At 68.9% G+C, this 17,003-nt stretch carries 13 protein-coding genes and 1 tRNA gene; 11 read left to right on the top strand and 3 right to left on the bottom strand.

The features are described 5' to 3' along the window. Positions 1-268 precede the first annotated feature (268 nt). The 8 genes from ABZ192_RS04745 to ABZ192_RS04710 all read left to right on the top strand — a co-directional run bounded on the left by ABZ192_RS04745 (position 269) and on the right by ABZ192_RS04710 (position 10,926). Complete coding sequence (locus tag ABZ192_RS04745; protein WP_356923089.1) at positions 269-2,548, top strand: FdhF/YdeP family oxidoreductase; 2,280 nt, start codon at positions 269-271, stop codon at positions 2,546-2,548. 57 nt (positions 2,549-2,605) lie between these two features. Beyond that, positions 2,606-3,094, top strand: coding sequence for a hotdog fold thioesterase (locus tag ABZ192_RS04740; protein ID WP_356923088.1), 489 nt, complete (start codon positions 2,606-2,608; stop codon positions 3,092-3,094). 117 nt (positions 3,095-3,211) lie between these two features. Beyond that, positions 3,212-4,084 (top strand): trypsin-like serine protease, encoded by an 873-nt coding sequence (locus ABZ192_RS04735; RefSeq protein ID WP_356923087.1) that lies wholly within the window; start codon positions 3,212-3,214, stop codon positions 4,082-4,084. A gap of 1,131 nt (positions 4,085-5,215) precedes the next feature. After that, positions 5,216-6,448 (top strand): branched-chain amino acid ABC transporter substrate-binding protein, encoded by a 1,233-nt coding sequence (locus tag ABZ192_RS04730; protein ID WP_356923319.1) that lies wholly within the window; start codon positions 5,216-5,218, stop codon positions 6,446-6,448. 138 nt (positions 6,449-6,586) lie between these two features. Further along, complete coding sequence (locus ABZ192_RS04725; protein WP_356923086.1) at positions 6,587-7,516, top strand: branched-chain amino acid ABC transporter permease; 930 nt, start codon at positions 6,587-6,589, stop codon at positions 7,514-7,516. Between the two features lie 4 nt (positions 7,517-7,520). Beyond that, on the top strand, positions 7,521-9,335 hold the full coding sequence (locus ABZ192_RS04720) for a branched-chain amino acid ABC transporter permease (RefSeq protein ID WP_356923085.1): 1,815 nt from the start codon (positions 7,521-7,523) through the stop codon (positions 9,333-9,335). 5 nt (positions 9,336-9,340) lie between these two features. Next, positions 9,341-10,213 carry an ABC transporter ATP-binding protein gene (locus ABZ192_RS04715; RefSeq protein ID WP_356923084.1) on the top strand — a complete coding sequence of 291 codons (873 nt, stop codon included), beginning with the start codon at positions 9,341-9,343 and terminating at the stop codon, positions 10,211-10,213. Then, positions 10,210-10,926, top strand: coding sequence for an ABC transporter ATP-binding protein (locus ABZ192_RS04710; RefSeq protein WP_356923083.1), 717 nt, complete (start codon positions 10,210-10,212; stop codon positions 10,924-10,926). Before ABZ192_RS04715 ends, ABZ192_RS04710 begins: the two co-directional genes overlap by 4 nt. 67 nt (positions 10,927-10,993) lie before the next feature. Here ABZ192_RS04710 and ABZ192_RS04705 read toward each other — a convergent pair whose 3' ends face one another. Continuing rightward, positions 10,994-11,650, bottom strand: a complete 657-nt coding sequence (locus tag ABZ192_RS04705; RefSeq protein WP_356923082.1) for a response regulator — start codon at positions 11,648-11,650, stop codon at positions 10,994-10,996. Between the two features lie 101 nt (positions 11,651-11,751). On the opposite strand from ABZ192_RS04705, the gene ABZ192_RS04700 reads away from it, so the two are divergent. After that, positions 11,752-11,835 (top strand) — tRNA-Leu (locus ABZ192_RS04700). Positions 11,836-11,922: 87 nt separating this feature from the next. Beyond that, positions 11,923-12,711 carry a helix-turn-helix domain-containing protein gene (locus ABZ192_RS04695; protein ID WP_356923081.1) on the top strand — a complete coding sequence of 263 codons (789 nt, stop codon included), beginning with the start codon at positions 11,923-11,925 and terminating at the stop codon, positions 12,709-12,711. Positions 12,712-12,718: 7 nt separating this feature from the next. On the opposite strand, the gene pyk is transcribed toward ABZ192_RS04695, so the two are convergent. After that, on the bottom strand, positions 12,719-14,155 hold the full coding sequence (gene pyk / locus ABZ192_RS04690; RefSeq protein ID WP_356923080.1) for a pyruvate kinase: 1,437 nt from the start codon (positions 14,153-14,155) through the stop codon (positions 12,719-12,721). A gap of 160 nt (positions 14,156-14,315) precedes the next feature. Then, positions 14,316-15,035: an SIMPL domain-containing protein gene (locus ABZ192_RS04685; RefSeq protein ID WP_356923079.1), complete on the bottom strand. Its 720-nt coding sequence runs from the start codon at positions 15,033-15,035 to the stop codon at positions 14,316-14,318. Between the two features lie 162 nt (positions 15,036-15,197). On the opposite strand from ABZ192_RS04685, the gene ABZ192_RS04680 reads away from it, so the two are divergent. Beyond that, positions 15,198-16,994 carry a 5'-nucleotidase C-terminal domain-containing protein gene (locus tag ABZ192_RS04680; RefSeq protein ID WP_356923078.1) on the top strand — a complete coding sequence of 599 codons (1,797 nt, stop codon included), beginning with the start codon at positions 15,198-15,200 and terminating at the stop codon, positions 16,992-16,994. Positions 16,995-17,003 lie beyond the last annotated feature (9 nt).

The following is a 17,003-nucleotide window of genomic DNA, read 5'->3' as shown; positions in this document are numbered from 1 at the left end:
CGTGCGCCCGGGGCGGGCCGTCGCCCCGGTCCCCCCGACGCGTCCGCCCGAGGCGGGCCGCCACCCCAGCCCTCCCGACACGCGTAGCCCGGGGGCGGGCCGTCGCGCCGGTCCCCCCGACGCGTACGCCCGAGGCGGGCCGCCACCCCAGCCCCGACGCCGCGTACGCCCGGGGCGGCCGCCGCCCCAGCCCTCCCCTCACGCGATGTCACCGCAGCGTGCGAGGATCGGAGACGTACCTCACAGCGCGGTCGAAGGGGAGTGTGCGATGGCGACGAAGCCGCCCAAGAGTGATCCGGTTCAGGACGCGCCGCAGGTCGCCGGACCGCAGCACGCGGCAGCGGGCCTCCCCGCGATCGGGCACACGTTGCGAATCGCCCAGCAGCAGATGGGTGTGAAGCGCACGGCGCTGACGCTGCTGAGCGTGAACCAGAAGGACGGCTTCGACTGCCCGGGCTGCGCCTGGCCGGAGCCGGAGCACCGGCACAAGGCGGAGTTCTGTGAGAACGGCGCGAAGGCCGTCGCCGAGGAGGCCACGCTGCGCCGGGTCACGCCCGAGTTCTTCGCCGCGCACCCGGTCGCCGACCTGGCCGGCCGCAGCGGCTACTGGCTGGGCCAGCAGGGCCGCCTCACCCACCCCGTGTACCTCCCCGAGGGCGGCGCGCACTACGAGCCGGTGACCTGGGAGCGCGCCTTCGACATCATCGCCGAGGAGATCGCCGCGCTCGGCTCTCCCGACGAGGCCGTCTTCTACACCTCGGGCCGCACCAGCAACGAGGCCGCGTTCCTCTACCAGCTCTTCGCCCGCGAGCTCGGCACCAACAACCTGCCCGACTGCTCGAACATGTGCCACGAGTCGTCCGGCTCGGCCCTGTCGGAGACGATCGGCATCGGCAAGGGCAGCGTCCTGCTGGAGGATCTGTACAAGGCCGACCTGATCATCGTCGCCGGACAGAACCCGGGGACGAACCACCCGCGCATGCTGTCGGCCCTGGAGAAGGCCAAGGACAACGGGGCGAAGATCATCAGCGTCAACCCGCTGCCCGAGGCGGGCCTGGAGCGCTTCAAGAACCCGCAGACCCCGCAGGGCATGCTCAAGGGCGCCGCGCTGACCGACCTGTTCCTGCAGATCCGCCTCGGCGGGGACCAGGCCCTGTTCCGTCTCCTCAACAAGCTGATCGTCGAGACGGACGGCGCGGTCGACGAGGCGTTCGTCCGGGAGCACACCCACGGCTACGAGGAGTTCGCCGAGACGGCCCGCGCGGCCGACTGGGACGAGACGCTCGCGGCGACCGGCCTGACCCGGGAGGACATCGAGAAGGCCCTCCGCATGGTCCTGGCCTCCGAGCGGACCATCGTCTGCTGGGCGATGGGGCTCACCCAGCACAAGCACTCGGTGCCGACGATCAAGGAAGTGGTCAACTTCCTTCTCCTGCGCGGCAACATCGGCCGCCCGGGCGCGGGCGTGTGCCCGGTGCGCGGCCACTCGAACGTGCAGGGCGACCGCACGATGGGCATCTTCGAGCGCCCCGCCCCGGCGTTCCTGGACGCCCTGGAGAAGGAGTTCGGCTTCGCCCCGCCGCGCGAGCACGGCTACGACGTCGTACGGGCCATCCGCGCGCTGCGCGACGGCGAGGCGAAGGTCTTCTTCGCCATGGGCGGCAACTTCGTCTCCGCGTCCCCGGACACGGAGGTCACGGAGGCGGCCATGCGGCGGGCCCGGCTGACCGTGCACGTGTCGACGAAGCTGAACCGCTCGCACGCGGTCACGGGCGCGCGTGCCCTGATCCTGCCCACCCTCGGCCGTACCGAGCGGGATCTGCAGGGCAGCGGCGAGCAGTTCGTCACCGTCGAGGACTCGATGGGCATGGTGCACGCCTCCCGGGGCCGGCTGGAGCCCGCGAGCCGGCATCTGCTGTCCGAGCCGGCCATCGTCTGCCGCCTGGCCCGCCGTGTGCTGGGCGAGAACAGCGCCACGCCCTGGGAGGAGTTCGAGAAGGACTACGCGACGATCCGGGACCGCATCGCGCGCGTCATCCCCGGCTTCGAGGACTTCAACGCGCGCGTGGCCCGCCCCGGCGGCTTCACGCTCCCGCACGCCCCGCGCGACGAGCGCCGCTTCCCCACGGCCACCGGCAAGGCCAACTTCACGGCCGCGCCCGTGGAGTACCCGGAGCTGCCCGAGGGCCGCCTGCTGCTCCAGACGCTGCGCTCGCACGACCAGTACAACACCACGGTCTACGGCCTCGACGACCGTTACCGCGGCATCAAGAACGGCCGCCGCGTGGTGCTGGTCAACCCCGAGGACGCGCGGGCCCTGAAGCTGGCGGACGGCGATTACGTCGACCTGGTCAGCGAGTGGAGGGACGACGTGGAGCGCAGGGCGCCGGGATTCCGCGTCGTGCACTACCCGACGGCCCGCGGCTGCGCCGCCGCGTACTACCCGGAGACCAACGTGCTGGTGCCGCTGGATGCCACGGCGGACACCAGTAACACCCCGGCCAGCAAGTCCGTCGTGGTGCGTCTGGAACAATCGGCGACCGACTGAGCGTTTGCTCAGCCACAGTGGTAACCGCATGATCTGGACGAACGGAGACCGGGCCCCATGGGCGAGCAGCAGCATGTGAAGTTCCCGCAGGAGGTCATCGACGAGTACGCCGCGCTCGGCGTCGACCTCTTGGCCCTGTTCTCCGCGGGCCACCTCGGGACCCGGATGGGCGTCCAGATCGTCGAGGCGTCGGCGGACCGGGTGGTCGGGACGATGCCGGTCGAGGGCAACACGCAGCCCTACGGACTGCTGCACGGCGGGGCCTCCGCGGTGCTGGCCGAGACGCTCGGCTCGGTCGGCTCGATGCTGCACGGCGGCAGCTCCAAGATCGCCGTGGGTGTCGACCTGAACTGCACGCACCACCGCGGGGTGCGCTCCGGCCTCGTCACCGGTGTGGCCACGCCCGTGCACCGGGGGCGCTCGACCGCCACGTACGAAATCGTCATAACCGACGAAAACGACAAGAGGGTGTGCACGGCTCGGCTGACCTGTCTGCTGCGCGACGTGAACCCGGGCGACGAGCAGCTCATCCGCGCCGCGAGCTGACGACGTAGGGAAAACCCTGGAGGGGCGGGCGCGCTCTTGTCGCGGCCGCCCCCGCGCGCTTCACTGACGCTCCACCCCCACAGGAGAAGACCCGTCCCACCCGTAGAAGGGTTTCTCTTGACCTCCGTACGCGCTCTCGCCGTCACCGCCGCGGCCGGTGCCGCCGTGCTCGCCACCGCGCTGCCGTCCTCCGCCATCAACTCCTACAACGCGACACCCGCCCCCGAACGCACCGAGGTCGGCGCGCTCGTGGCCACGTGGGACAACGACGGCGACCCCGCGACCCCGGACCGGGTCGACTGGGTCTGTTCCGGCACCATGATCGACGCGGACACCTTCCTGACCGCCGCGCACTGCACCTCCGACTGGCCCGACAACGTCCGGTTCTACGTGTCCCTGGACCAGGACGTGCAGTCCGGGCTCGACGCGGCGGCGAAGAAGTACCCGGGCGACCCGGCCGCGCAGGCCGCCGCCGTCGCCGTCCCGGGCACCGCCCACACCCACCCCGACTACCCGGGGCCCGCCTCCGACACCCGCGACATCGCGGTGATCGAACTGCCCGCCGCCAAGGTCAAGGACCGCTGGAGCTTCACCCCGGCCACCCTGCCCACCGCCAACCAGCTCGGCAGACTCGGCCCCAAGGGGCTGAACGCCACCGACTGGCTGGTCGCCGGGTACGGCACGCAGGAAGCCGTCAACGGCCCCGGCGGCCAGACCCACCCGGGCGGCGGCGTCCGCATGAAGGCACCCGTCACCTTCGACGCCCTCAACAACTCCTGGGCCCGGCTGGCGATGACCGCCCCGCAGGGCAACGGAGGCGCCTGCTACGGCGACTCGGGCGGCCCCAACTTCGCCCTCATCGGTGGCAGGAGCATCCTCGCCGCCACCACCATCACCGGCGACACCCCCTGCTACGCGACCAACGTGACCTACCGCCTGGACACCCCCGGCGCCCGCGCCTTCCTCTCACCGTTCGTGAAGCTGCCGTAACCTCGCGCCCCCGGCACGACCGACCGCCCCGCCGCACCACACACCACCAGGTGCGGCGGGGCCCCGCCGCACCTGGCAGCGGGTCCGCCCCTGCTCCCGCGGCCCCATGAGTCGACGAACCCCACCGGGCGCTCGAACCCGTCAAACCCGGCCCATTCGGGTCGAAGTGGACGTCAGCCTCACAAGCCCGGCCGGCAGGTTCGCCGACCGCCCGCCGCTCGGTCACACCGAGGACGCGCGGCCCCGTGCACGCCGAGGACGCGCGACCCCGTGACGGTGGCCGCGACCGCCTCGCCGTACGTGAATCCGCCGAAGCCCTCGCACGGCGCACCACCAGGTGCGGCGGGGCACACCCCCGGGCTGCGGATCAGCCCCTCACCCCCCGGGCCCCAGAGGCAATGAACCTCGCCGGGCGAGGCCCTCGCGCCCGCCAACCCGGCGTGCGCGGGCGGAAGTTCGACAGCATCAGCGCCGGCGCGGCACGCCCGGCCGGTTCGCCGGCCGATGGGCTGCCCGGTAACCCTGAGGACGCGCGATGGCCGCGATCCATGGCCGCGTTCACCCCCTCACCACCGACGACCGGTCCCCGGCTCCCCGCCCCCGGCTCCCGCACGAGCGAGCAGTCCAGGCCCCACCCGGCGCTTACCCGGTCCTCACCAAGCCGGCCCCTCGCATCACCGCGGAAATCGCCCTTTCCGCCGGGCCGGAACTCCCCCGGACGCGGACTCTCCCTTCTCTCGGTGTAACGCTCCGTAACGCGCGCGCAATAGAACAGCTCACTTTCACCTTCGGCCGCACCCACTCCCGGGAACTCGCCGACCCCCGTTCGCACCGCCCGCGCCCCGGTGGCCGCACGATCTCAGCCATGGCCAACCGGAAGTGCGCGTTCTCAGAATGCGGACCACGGAGAAAATCCACCAAACCCGCCGAGAGGGCCCGCCACCGAAGCCGGGCATCCATCGCGTCATAACAAGAAAGTCACAAGCCAGCCCACGCCGCTGACCCTGCCTCCACACGGGCTTAGAGTCACGGCCAGTCACCGCTCCATCGGGAGTTCGGTACCAGCGCGGCACTCACCCCCCGACCAGGGCGGGCCTGCCTGTGAAAGGACTGATCGTGCGACAGCGTTCCTTGGTGATTCTTACCTCCGTTCTGACGACCGGAGCTCTGACTCTCACCGCCTGCGGCTCCCGAGACGACAGCGGCAACAAGAGCGGAGACAGCGGCGACGGCACCACGCTGACCATCGGCGTCGACGCCCCCCTGTCGGGTGAGAACTCCACCACCGGCCTCGGCATCCAGTACGGCGCTCAGATCGCCGTCGACGACGCCAACAAGAACAACTGGGTCCCGGGCGTGAAATTCAAGCTCAAGGCCCTGGACGACAAGGCCCAGCCCGCCACCGGCCAGTCCAACGCCACCACCTTCACCGGCGACAAGACCGCCGTCGGCGCCGTCGGCCCGCTGAACTCCGGCGTCGCCCAGACGATGCAGCAGGTCTTCGCCTCGGCCAACATGGTCCAGATCTCCCCGGCGAACACCGCCCCCGAGCTGACCCAGGGCAAGAACTGGCAGACGGACAAGAAGCGCCCGTTCAAGACGTACTTCCGTACCGCCACCACCGACGAACTCCAGGGCAGCTTCGCGGCCGGCTACGCGTACAACGGCCTCAAGAAGAAGAAGGCCTTCGTCGTCGACGACAAGCAGACCTACGGCGCCGGCCTCGCGAAGATCTTCAACGAGCAGTTCAAGAAGCTCGGCGGCAAGGTCGTCGCCACCGACCACGTCAACACCGGCGACAAGGACTTCGGCTCCCTCGTCACCAAGATCAAGAACTCCGGTGCCGACCTGCTCTATTACGGCGGCCAGTACGACGAGTCCGCGCTGATCACCAAGCAGCTCAAGGACGCCGGCGTCAAGATCCCGCTGTTCGGCGGCGACGGCATGTACGCCTCCACCTACATCGAGGCCGCCGGCAAGTCCGCCGAAGGCGACCTCGTCACCGCCATCGGTGTCCCCGCCGACACCCTGCCCGCCGCCAAGCAGTTCATCCAGACGTACAAGGACAAGGGCTACAAGGGCGACTACGGCGCCTACGGCGCCTACGCCTACGACGCCACCACGGCCATCATCAAGGCCGTCAAGGCCGCGGCCGACGCCAACGGCGGCAAGGTGCCCACCGACATCAACGACCTGCGCTCCAAGGTCGTCGACGGAGTCCAGAAGTCCGACTTCGAAGGCCTCACCGGCAAGGTCTCCTTCGACCAGTACGGCGACACCACCAACAAGCAGCTGACGGTGTACCAGGTCGAGAAGGGCGCCTGGAAGGCCGTGGAAACCGGCACCCCCGACGACCTCCAGTAGGTCCGGCCCCGACAAGCCGCACCACGGGCCGCGCGGGAGGAGGACCCCGACCGCGCGGCCCGTTTTCACACCCCCACACAGCACGCGACCACGCACGCATCCAGTGCACACGACCACCAGCGACATGGAGGCCATGCGGTGAACACCCTGCCGCAGCAGCTGGCCAACGGGCTGCTTCTCGGCTCGATGTACGGGCTGATAGCCATCGGTTACACGATGGTGTACGGCATCGTCCAGCTCATCAACTTCGCGCACGGCGAGATCTTCATGACCGGCGCGTTCGGCGCACTCACGGTCTACTTCTACATCCTCCCCGACGGCACCTCGATGGCCCTCGCCGTACCCCTGATGCTCATCGGCGGCGCCCTCGTGGCCATCCTCATCGCCGTCGGAGCGGAACGGTTCGCCTACCGGCCACTGCGCGGAGCACCACGACTGGCACCGCTCATCACGGCCATCGGCCTCTCCCTGGCGCTCCAGGAGGTCGTGCGCAACTTCTACCCCGGCGCCGACCGCGCCCGCGCCTTCCCCGGCCTCGACGCCACCCACGACATCGGCTCCATCACCATCAAGGACGCCGACATCTTCCTCATCCTCGCCGCCGTCATCTGCATGGCCGCCCTCGCCTTCTTCGTGCGCCGCAGCCGCACCGGCCGCGCCATGCAGGCCACCGCGCAGGACCCCGACACCGCACAGCTGATGGGCATCGACACCAACCGCATCATCGTCATCGCCTTCGCCATCGGCGGCTTCTTCGCCGCCGTCGCGGCCGTCGCCTACGGACTCAAGTACGGCAACGTCGACTACCGCATGGGCTTCCTCATGGGCCTCAAGGCGTTCACCGCGGCCGTCCTCGGCGGCATCGGCAACATCTACGGCGCCATGCTCGGCGGCGTCGTCCTCGGCATCGCCGAAACCCTCGCCTCCGCCTACATCGACGAGATCCCCGGCATGTCGCAGCTCGGCGGCCAGAGCTGGGCCAACGTGTGGGCCTTCTGCCTCCTCATCCTCGTGCTCCTGTTCCGGCCCCAGGGCCTGCTCGGCGAGCGCGTCGCGGACAGGGCGTGATCACATGACCGACACGACCAAGAAGACCCCAGCCCCGGACGCCGTCCCCACCCCGACGCCCGCCCTGCGCGGTCTCATACCCCTGCCCGCCGCGGCCGCCCGCGCCCTGCTGCTCGCCGGCGGCATCGCCACCGCCGCCTCCGCGTTCCTCGCCTGGACCTGGACCGACGAGTTCCCCGGCGACCTCACCATCAACGGCTACCCCGGCGGCCTTCAGTGGCTCACCTTCACCGCCGGAGTCCTCACCGCACTGTTCGCGCTCGCCTCCTACGGCGTCCGCGGCCTCGGCTGGCTGCTGCCCGCCCGCAACAACGCACCCCTCGTCCTCACCGCCCTCGGCGGCTTCGCCGTCACCTGGTTCACGGTCATCGCCATCAGCGCCGAACTCGGCGGTGTCGTCAACCTCGAACCCGGCGGCTGGATCGCGGCCATCGCCTCCCTCCTGCCCCTCCTCGGCGCCTTCGCCCTCCCCCAGGAGAAAAGCACCGACGGCACCAAGGCAGCCCTCAAGGCCTACATCGCCAAACCCGACCGCATCCCCGCCGCCCACCTCGGCAACGGCTGGGTCCAGCGGGCCGTGATCACCGCCGTCACCATCATCGGCCTCGGCGTCTTCACCTACGGCATCGACACCGAGTACGGCGAACTCTTCGTCGGCTACCTCTTCGTCGTCACCTTCGCCATGTGGGCACTGCACACCGCCGGCCTGCTCGACCGCTTCTCCCAACTCATCGCCGGCAACCGCAGCTTCACCCTCGCCATGGGCTTCGCCGCGGCCATCGCCTTCCCCTTCACCCAGACCGACGACCACTACGCCAACATCGGCGTCAACATCCTGATCTTCGGGACCGTCGCCCTCGGCCTCAACATCGTCGTCGGCCTCGCCGGACTCCTCGACCTCGGATACGTCGCCTTCCTCGGCGTCGGCGCCTACACCGCCGCCCTCGTCTCCGGCTCCGAGTTCTCCACCATCTCCGGCGTCCACCTGCCCTTCTGGGCCTCCGCCCTGGCAGGCGCCGCCGCCTCCCTCGTCTTCGGCGTCCTCATCGGCGCCCCGACCCTGCGACTGCGCGGCGACTACCTCGCCATCGTCACCCTCGGCTTCGGAGAGATCTTCCGCATCGCCGTCAACAACATGGACGGCGACTCCGGACCCGACGTCACCAACGGCCCCAACGGCATCGCCAACATCCCCGACCTGAACCTCCTCGGCTTCAACTTCGGCCAGGCCCACGACATCGGCGGATTCACCCTCGGCCGGTTCGCCAACTACTACCTGCTGATGGTCCTCATCATGGCCATCGTCGTCCTCGTCTACACCCGCGCCGCCGACTCCCGCATCGGCCGCTCCTGGATCGCCATCCGCGAGGACGAGACCGCCGCCACCGCCATGGGCATCAACGGCTTTCGCGTCAAGCTCGTCGCCTTCGCCCTCGGCGCCGCCCTCGCCGGCCTCGCCGGCACCGTCAGCGCCCACGTCACCTACAGCGTGGTCCCCACGCCGTACCAGTTCGCCGGCTCCACCCCGCCCAACTCCGCGTTCCTCCTGGCCGCGGTCGTCCTCGGCGGCATGGGCACGGTCGCGGGCCCGCTCCTCGGCGCCGCCCTGCTCTACCTGCTCCCCGAGAAGCTGGTGTTCCTCCAGGACAAGTCGCTCCTGGCCTTCGGCATCGCGCTCATCCTGCTGATGCGCTTCCGCCCCGAAGGCATCATCGCCAACCGCCGGCGCCAGCTCGAATTCCACGAGACCGGCCAACTCGACGTACCCAAACAGACCACGCTGACCGACGAACCGGCCGTCACCAAGGCGGGGGCGTAACCACCATGACGACACCAGTACTCGAAGCCCGCGACGTCACGATGCGCTTCGGCGGCCTCACCGCCGTCCGCTCCGTCGACTTCACGGTCAACGCCGGCGAGATCGTCGGCCTCATCGGCCCCAACGGCGCCGGCAAGACCACCTTCTTCAACTGCCTGACCGGCCTCTACGTCCCCACCGAGGGCACCGTCTCCTACAAGGGCACCGTGCTCCCGCCCAAGCCCCACCTGGTCACCCAGGCCGGCATCGCCCGGACCTTCCAGAACATCCGCCTGTTCGCCAACATGACGGTCCTGGAAAACGTCCTCGTCGGCCGCCACACCCGGACCAAGGAAGGCCTCTGGTCCGCCCTCCTGCGCGGCCCCGGCTTCAAGAAAGCCGAACGCGAAAGCGAAGCACGCGCCATGGAACTCCTCGAGTTCATCGGCCTCGCCCACAAACGCGACCACCTCGCCCGCAACCTCCCCTACGGCGAGCAGCGCAAGCTCGAGATCGCACGCGCCATGGCCTCCGAGCCCGGCCTGCTGCTCCTCGACGAGCCCACCGCCGGCATGAACCCCCAGGAGACACGGGCCACCGAGGAACTCGTCTTCGCCATCCGCGACAAGGGCATCGCCGTCCTCCTCATCGAGCACGACATGCGCTTCGTCTTCAACCTCTCCGACCGCGTCGCCGTCCTCGTCCAGGGCGAGAAGCTCGTCGAAGGCACCTCCGACGTCGTCCAGGCCGACGAACGCGTCATCGCCGCCTACCTCGGCGAACCCTTCGAAGGCGACCCCGGAGAGGCCGAAGCCGCGGAGGTCGAAGCAGCCGAAGCCGCAGCCGAAGCCGCCGACGCGCCCAGCACCACCAGCAGCACCAAGGGAGAAGCCAAGTGACCGCACTCCTCGAGGTCGAAGACCTCCGGGTCTCCTACGGCAAGATCGAAGCCGTCAAAGGCATCTCCTTCAGCGTCGACGCCGGCCAGGTCGTCACCCTCATCGGCACCAACGGCGCCGGCAAGACGACCACGCTGCGCACGCTGTCCGGCCTGCTCAAGCCGACATCCGGAAAGATCCTCTTCGACGGCAAGCCCCTCCACGGGGTCCCCGCCCACAAGATCGTCGCCCTCGGCCTCGCCCACTCCCCCGAAGGCCGGCACATCTTCCCCCGCCTCACCATCGCGGAGAACCTCCAGCTCGGCGCCTTCCTCCGCAAGGACAAGGACGGCATCGAAAAGGACATCCAGCGCGCCTACGACCTCTTCCCCATCCTGGGCGAACGCCGCAAGCAGGCGGCGGGGACCTTGTCGGGTGGCGAACAGCAGATGCTCGCCATGGGCCGCGCCCTCATGTCCCGGCCCAAGCTCCTCATGCTCGACGAGCCCTCCATGGGCCTCTCCCCGATCATGATGCAGAAGATCATGGCGACGATCTCCGAGCTGAAGTCCCAGGGCACGACCATCCTGCTCGTCGAACAGAACGCCCAGGCGGCGCTCTCCCTCGCCGACCAGGGCCACGTCATGGAGGTCGGCAACGTCGTCCTCTCCGGGACGGGGCAGGACCTGCTGCACGACGAGTCGGTACGCAAGGCATACCTCGGCGAGGACTGAGGCCCGGCCCGAACACGAAGAGACCCGCTCCCCTGTCACAGGGGGGCGGGCCTCTCGCTCTGCCGTCTCAGCCCTTGTTGGCCTTCTTCTCCTCGGCGTCCTGGATGACCGCCTCCGCGACCTGCTGCATCGACATCCGCCGGTCCATCGACGTCTTCTGGATCCACCGGAACGCGGCAGGCTCACTCAGCCCGTACTCCGTCTGGAGGATCGACTTCGCCCGGTCCACGAGCTTCCGCGTCTCCAGCCGCAGCGTGAGGTCCGCGACCTCCTTCTCCAGCTCCTTCAGCTCCGTGAACCGCGAGACGGCCATCTCGATCGCCGGCACGACATCCGTCTTGCTGAACGGCTTCACGAGATACGCCATCGCACCGGCGTCCCGAGCCCGCTCCACCAGATCGCGCTGCGAGAACGCCGTCAGCATCAACACCGGCGCGATGCTCTCCTCGGCGATCTTCTCGGCCGCGGAGATACCGTCCAACTTCGGCATCTTCACATCCAGGATCACCAGATCGGGCCGGTGCTCACGGGCCAGCTCCACGGCCTGCTCCCCGTCCCCGGCCTCACCGACGACGGTGTAGCCCTCCTCCTCCAGCATCTCTTTGAGATCGAGCCGGATCAGGGCCTCGTCCTCGGCGATGACGACCCGCGTCGTCATCGGAGGCACGTGCGACTTGTCGTCTTCAGGCACGTCAACAGGCTGGGGCGACTCGGGGGCGCTCACGTGGGCTCCTTGGTAGGGGCAGGCCGGTACTGCTCCCAAGAGCGTACCTAGCAGCGAGGCCGCACAGTGAACCGGTACACTGCTGACCGGTCCCCTGACTTGCCCGGTTGGAGGAACTGGTCAGACTCGCGGCACTCAAAATGCCGTGCCCATTGGGCATGTGGGTTCGAATCCCACACCGGGCACACCGAGGTCAGAAGCGGAGGACCACGTTCGCGTGGTTCTCCGCTTTTTGCTGCCCATGGTCACGATCAGTGACGCAGAGTAGTCGCATGAACTTCCATGGCACTGAAGTGCGACAGAGGGCTCTCACGCTACTGCGCGGCGGCGCAAAGAACGCGGACGTGGCCCGCAGCCTGAACGTGCCGCTGGGCACGGTCGGCTACTGGAAGCACCTGGACCGGGCCACACGCGGCGAGTGCCCCGGTCGGCACGACCCGAAGTGCCCGCGATGCAACGGACGGGAACTCGACGAGGCCGCCTACGCCTATCTGCTCGGCCTGTATCTCGGTGACGGTCATATCAGCCACTACTCCGAGCACCGCGTGCCCAACCTCATGATCACCTGCACGGAATCATGGCCGGGCCTCATGGACGACTGCGAACGGGCCATGCGTGCGGTCTTCCCCGAGAACTCCGTCTGCCGTGTCCGCAAGACCGGCTGCCGCAACGTGAAGGTCTACTCGAAGCACCTGCACTGCCTCTTCCCCCAGCACGGCCCCGGCAAGAAACACGAACGCCGCATCGCCCTGGAACCCTGGCAGCAAGCCATCGTCGACGCCCACCCCTGGGAATTCATCCGTGGCCTCATCCACTCCGACGGCTGCCGGATCACGAACTGGACGACCCGCATGGTCGCCGGCGAGCGGAAGCGCTACGAATACCTCCGGTACTTCTTCACCAACGTCTCCGACGACATCCGGCGGCTGTACACCGACACCCTGGACAAGCTCGGCGTCGAGTGGACGCACTGCACCCGCAACGGCAACCCGTTCAACATCTCCGTCGCCCGCAAAGCCTCCGTAACCCTCATGGACGCCCACGTAGGCCCCAAATACTGACGGCGCCCTACTTCGGGCTGTCGTCCTCGGCGATGTGGTGGACTCGGACCATGTTCGTCGAGCCGGAGACGCCGGGGGGCGAGCCCGCCGTGATGACGACCGTGTCGCCCTTCCGGCAGCGGCCGTAGCGGAGCAGCAGTTCGTCGACCTGGTGGACCATCGCGTCGGTCGATCCGACCTCCGGGCCGAGGAAGGTCTCGACGCCCCAGGTGAGGCTGAGCTGGGAGCGGGTGGCCTGGTCGGGGGTGAAGGCGAGGAGGGGGATCGGGGAGCGGTAGCGGGAGAGGCGGCGGGCCGTGTCGCCGGACTGGGTGAAGGCGACCAGGAAGCGGGCGCCGAGGAAGTCGCCCATTTCCGCGGCCGCTCGGGCTACCGCGCCGCCCTGAGTGCGGGGTTTGTTGCGTTCGGTGAGGGGCGGGAGGCCCTTGGCGAGGATGTCTTCCTCGGCCGCTTCGACGATGCGGGCCATCGTCCTGACCGTTTCGATCGGGTGCCTGCCGACGCTGGTTTCGCCGGAGAGCATGACGGCGTCCGTGCCGTCGATGACCGCGTTGGCGACGTCGGAGGCTTCGGCTCGGGTCGGCCGGGCGTTGTCGATCATGGAGTCGAGCATCTGTGTGGCGACGATGACCGGTTTGGCGTTGCGTTTGGCCAGTTTGATGGCGCGCTTTTGGACGATGGGGACTTGTTCCAGTGGCATTTCGACGCCGAGGTCTCCGCGGGCGACCATGATGCCGTCGAATGCGGCGACGATGTCGTCGATGTTCTCTACGGCCTGGGGTTTTTCGATTTTGGCGATGACGGGGATGCGGCGGCCTTCTTCGTCCATGATGCGGTGGACGTCCTGGATGTCGCGGCCGGTGCGGACGAAGGAGAGGGCGATGACGTCGGCGCCGGTGCGCAGGGCCCAGCGGAGGTCGTCTTCGTCTTTTTTGGAGAGGGCGGGGACGGAGACGGCGACGCCGGGGAGATTGAGGCCTTTGTGGTCGGAGATGATGCCGCCCTCGACGACCGTGGTGTGGACGCGGGGGCCGTCGGTCCCGGTGACTTCGAGGCAGACTTTGCCGTCGTCGACGAGGATGCGTTCGCCGGTGGTGACGTCGGTGGCGAGGCCGGCGTAGGTGGTGCCGCAAGTGGTGCGGTCGCCTTCGACGCCTTCTTCGACGGTGATGGTGAAGGTGTCGCCGCGTTCGAGGAGTACGGGGCCTTCGGTGAAGCGGCCGAGGCGGATTTTCGGGCCTTGAAGGTCGGCGAGGACTCCGACGCTGCGGCCGGTCTCGTCGGCGGCTTTTCGTACCCGGTGGTAGCGCTCCTCGTGTTCGGCGTGTCCGCCGTGGCTGAGGTTGAGGCGTGCTACGTCCATTCCGGCGTCGACCAGGGCTTTGATCTGGTCGTACGAGTCGGTGGCGGGTCCTAGTGTGCAGACGATTTTTGCTCGGCGCATGGTCCGAGCCTATGAGTTACCGACCGGTAGAGAATTGGTCGTGGGTGTCCGCTCAACGGACTTTGCATGAAACGTTATTGACAAGTGTTGAATTGTGCGGCGGGGTGCTCCGATGAGCACCCCGGGGGGAATTCGGTCGGGTTTTCGGAAAAGGGGCCGGCTAGAGCTGCGGCGGCACCATGGTGAAGCGGGCGTTGATCTGGGCGTGGACGCGCTGGCGCTGGGGTTCGAGGTCGAGGGGGGCGGCCGGGGCGTTCTCGGCGGCGGCGCCGTAGGCGGCGGAGCGTGCGCGGCCGGGGGCCTGGGGGTAGGCCGGGGGTGCGTTCTCGGCGCCGATGTCGGCGAGTTCGACCAGGGCGGCGAGGGTGGTGCCGAGTGCCTCGGCGTATTCGCGGGCGCGCTGGACGGCTTCGCGTACGGCCTTTTTGCGGGCTTCGCGGTGGGCGGGCGAGTCGGGGCGCAGGGCCCACCAGGGTCCGTCGACGCGGGTGAGTTCGAGGTCGGCGAGGCGGGTGGTGAGTTCGCCGAGGGCGGTGAAGTCGGTGAGTTCGGCGGTGACGTGGACGGTGCCGTGGTAGGTGCGGACGCGTTCACCGCGGCCGTGTTTGGTGAGTTCGGGGGTGATGGAGAAGGCGCCGGTCTCCAGGCGTTCGACGGCGTCGCCGTAGGACTTGACGAGGTCGAGGACGCCGGCGTTGCGGCGGGTGAGGTCGTCGAGGGCGGAGCGGCGGTCGCGGCCGCGGGCGGCGACGGTGATGCCTATGCGGGCGATCTCGGGGTCGACTTCGAGGCGGGCTTCGCCGCGGACGGCGATGCGGGGGGCGTCGGGTGTGCCGTAGGGGACGGCGGGCTGGGAGGGGTCTGACGTGGGCGCGGTCATACGCCCCACTCTGTCATGTCTTGCCTGGCCAAGAGGTGTGGAGCCGGTGGGACGAGTCATCAGATCGCAACCTGGGGGGACTGTTGCGCTCGGTCATGTCCGGGTCAGAATCTACGCGCGTTATCTACGCGCGTCGTTCACAGATTCCGCAAGGAGCCAGACATGCCGCTGAACCGCCGGAAGTTCCTGGAGAAGTCCGCCGTGACCGGGGCGGGGGTGGCGCTGGCCGGTGCGGTCGGGGCGCCGGGTGCGCAGGCGGCCGAGGCCAAGCGCGGCACCAAGCGGTACGCGTTCACCGTGCTGGGGACGACGGATCTGCACGGCAACGTCTTCAACTGGGACTACTTCACGGACAAGGAGTTCGACGACAAGGACCACAACGACGTCGGTCTCGCGAAGGTCTCCACCCTCGTCAACCGGATCCGTGAGGAGAAGGGCCGCCGCAACACGCTGCTGGTCGACGCGGGCGACACGATCCAGGGCACGCAGTTGTCGTATTACTACGCGAAGGTCGACCCGATCACGGCCGAGGGCGGCCCGGTGCACCCGATGGCGCAGGCGATGAACGCCATGGGCTACGACGCGGCGGCGCTGGGCAACCACGAGTTCAACTACGGCATCCCGGTGCTGCGGAAGTTCGAGCAGCAGTGCCGTTTCCCGCTGCTGGGCGCGAACGCGCTGGACGCGAAGACGCTGCGGCCGGCCTTCGCGCCGTACAGCATGCACCGGCTGCGCACGCCGTGCGGGCGGGACGTGAAGGTGGCGGTGCTGGGTCTGACCAACCCGGGGATCGCGATCTGGGACAAGGCGAACGTCCAGGGGAAGATGACGTTCCCGGGTCTGGAGGAGCAGGCGGCGAAGTGGGTGCCGAAGCTGCGGTCGATGGGCGCGGACGTCGTCATCGTGTCGGCGCACAGCGGTTCGTCGGGGACGTCGTCCTACGGTGATCAGCTGCCGTACATCGAGAACGCGGCCGGGCTGGTGGCCGAGCAGGTGCCGGGCATCGACGCGATCCTGGTCGGGCACGCGCACACGGAGATCCCCGAGTACTTCGTCACCAACAAGGAGACCGGCAAGAAGGTCGTGCTGTCGGAGCCGCTGAAGTGGGGTCAGCGGCTGACGCTCTTCGACTTCGAGCTGGTGTGGGCCAAGGGCCGCTGGACGGTCGAGAAGGTGGGCGCGCGGGTGCTGAACTCCAACACGGTGGAGGAGGACCCGAAGATCGTGCGGCTGCTGGCGGACGAGCACGAGAAGGTCGTGGCGTACGTCAACCAGGTCATCGGCACGAACGCGGCGGAGATGACGTCGGCCCAGGCGCCGTACAAGGACGTGCCGATCATCGATCTGATCAACCACATCCAGGCGGACACGGTGAAGCAGGCGCTGGCGGGCACGGAGCACGCCGCGCTGCCGGTGCTGTCGCAGGCGGCGTGTTTCTCGCGGTCCGCCCGGATCCCGGCGGGCGAGGTGACGATCCGGGACGTGGCGGGTCTGTATGTCTTCGAGAACACGCTGGAGGCGCGTCTGATGACAGGTGCGCAGATGAAGGCGTACTTGGAGTTCTCGGCGAACTACTTCGTGCAGACGGCGCCGGACGCCCCGGTGGATCCGGCGAAGCTGACGAACGCGAACGGCACGCCGGACTACAACTACGACGTGGTGAGCGGGCTTTCGTACGAGATCGACATCGCGAAGCCGGCCGGTTCGCGGGTGACGGACGTGCGGTTCGAGGGGCAGCCGCTCGCGGACGACGCGAGGTTCGTGTTCGCGGTGAACAACTACCGGGCCAACGGCGGCGGCAACTTCCCGCATGTGGCCGCGGCCCCGGTGCTGTGGTCGAACTCGGAGGAGATCCGCAACACCATGATCGCCTGGGTGAAGGCGAAGGGGGCCATCGATCCGGCCGCCTTCGCGGCGGTGGACTGGAAGCTGACGCGGAACGGCACGCCCGTCTTCTGAGCCGGATGC

This window comes from Streptomyces sp. NPDC006235 (assembly GCF_040613735.1).
Lineage (GTDB): Bacteria > Actinomycetota > Actinomycetes > Streptomycetales > Streptomycetaceae > Streptomyces.
The sequence above is the reverse complement of the archived record's forward strand: the minus strand, read 5'-3'. Positions and strand labels throughout refer to the sequence as shown.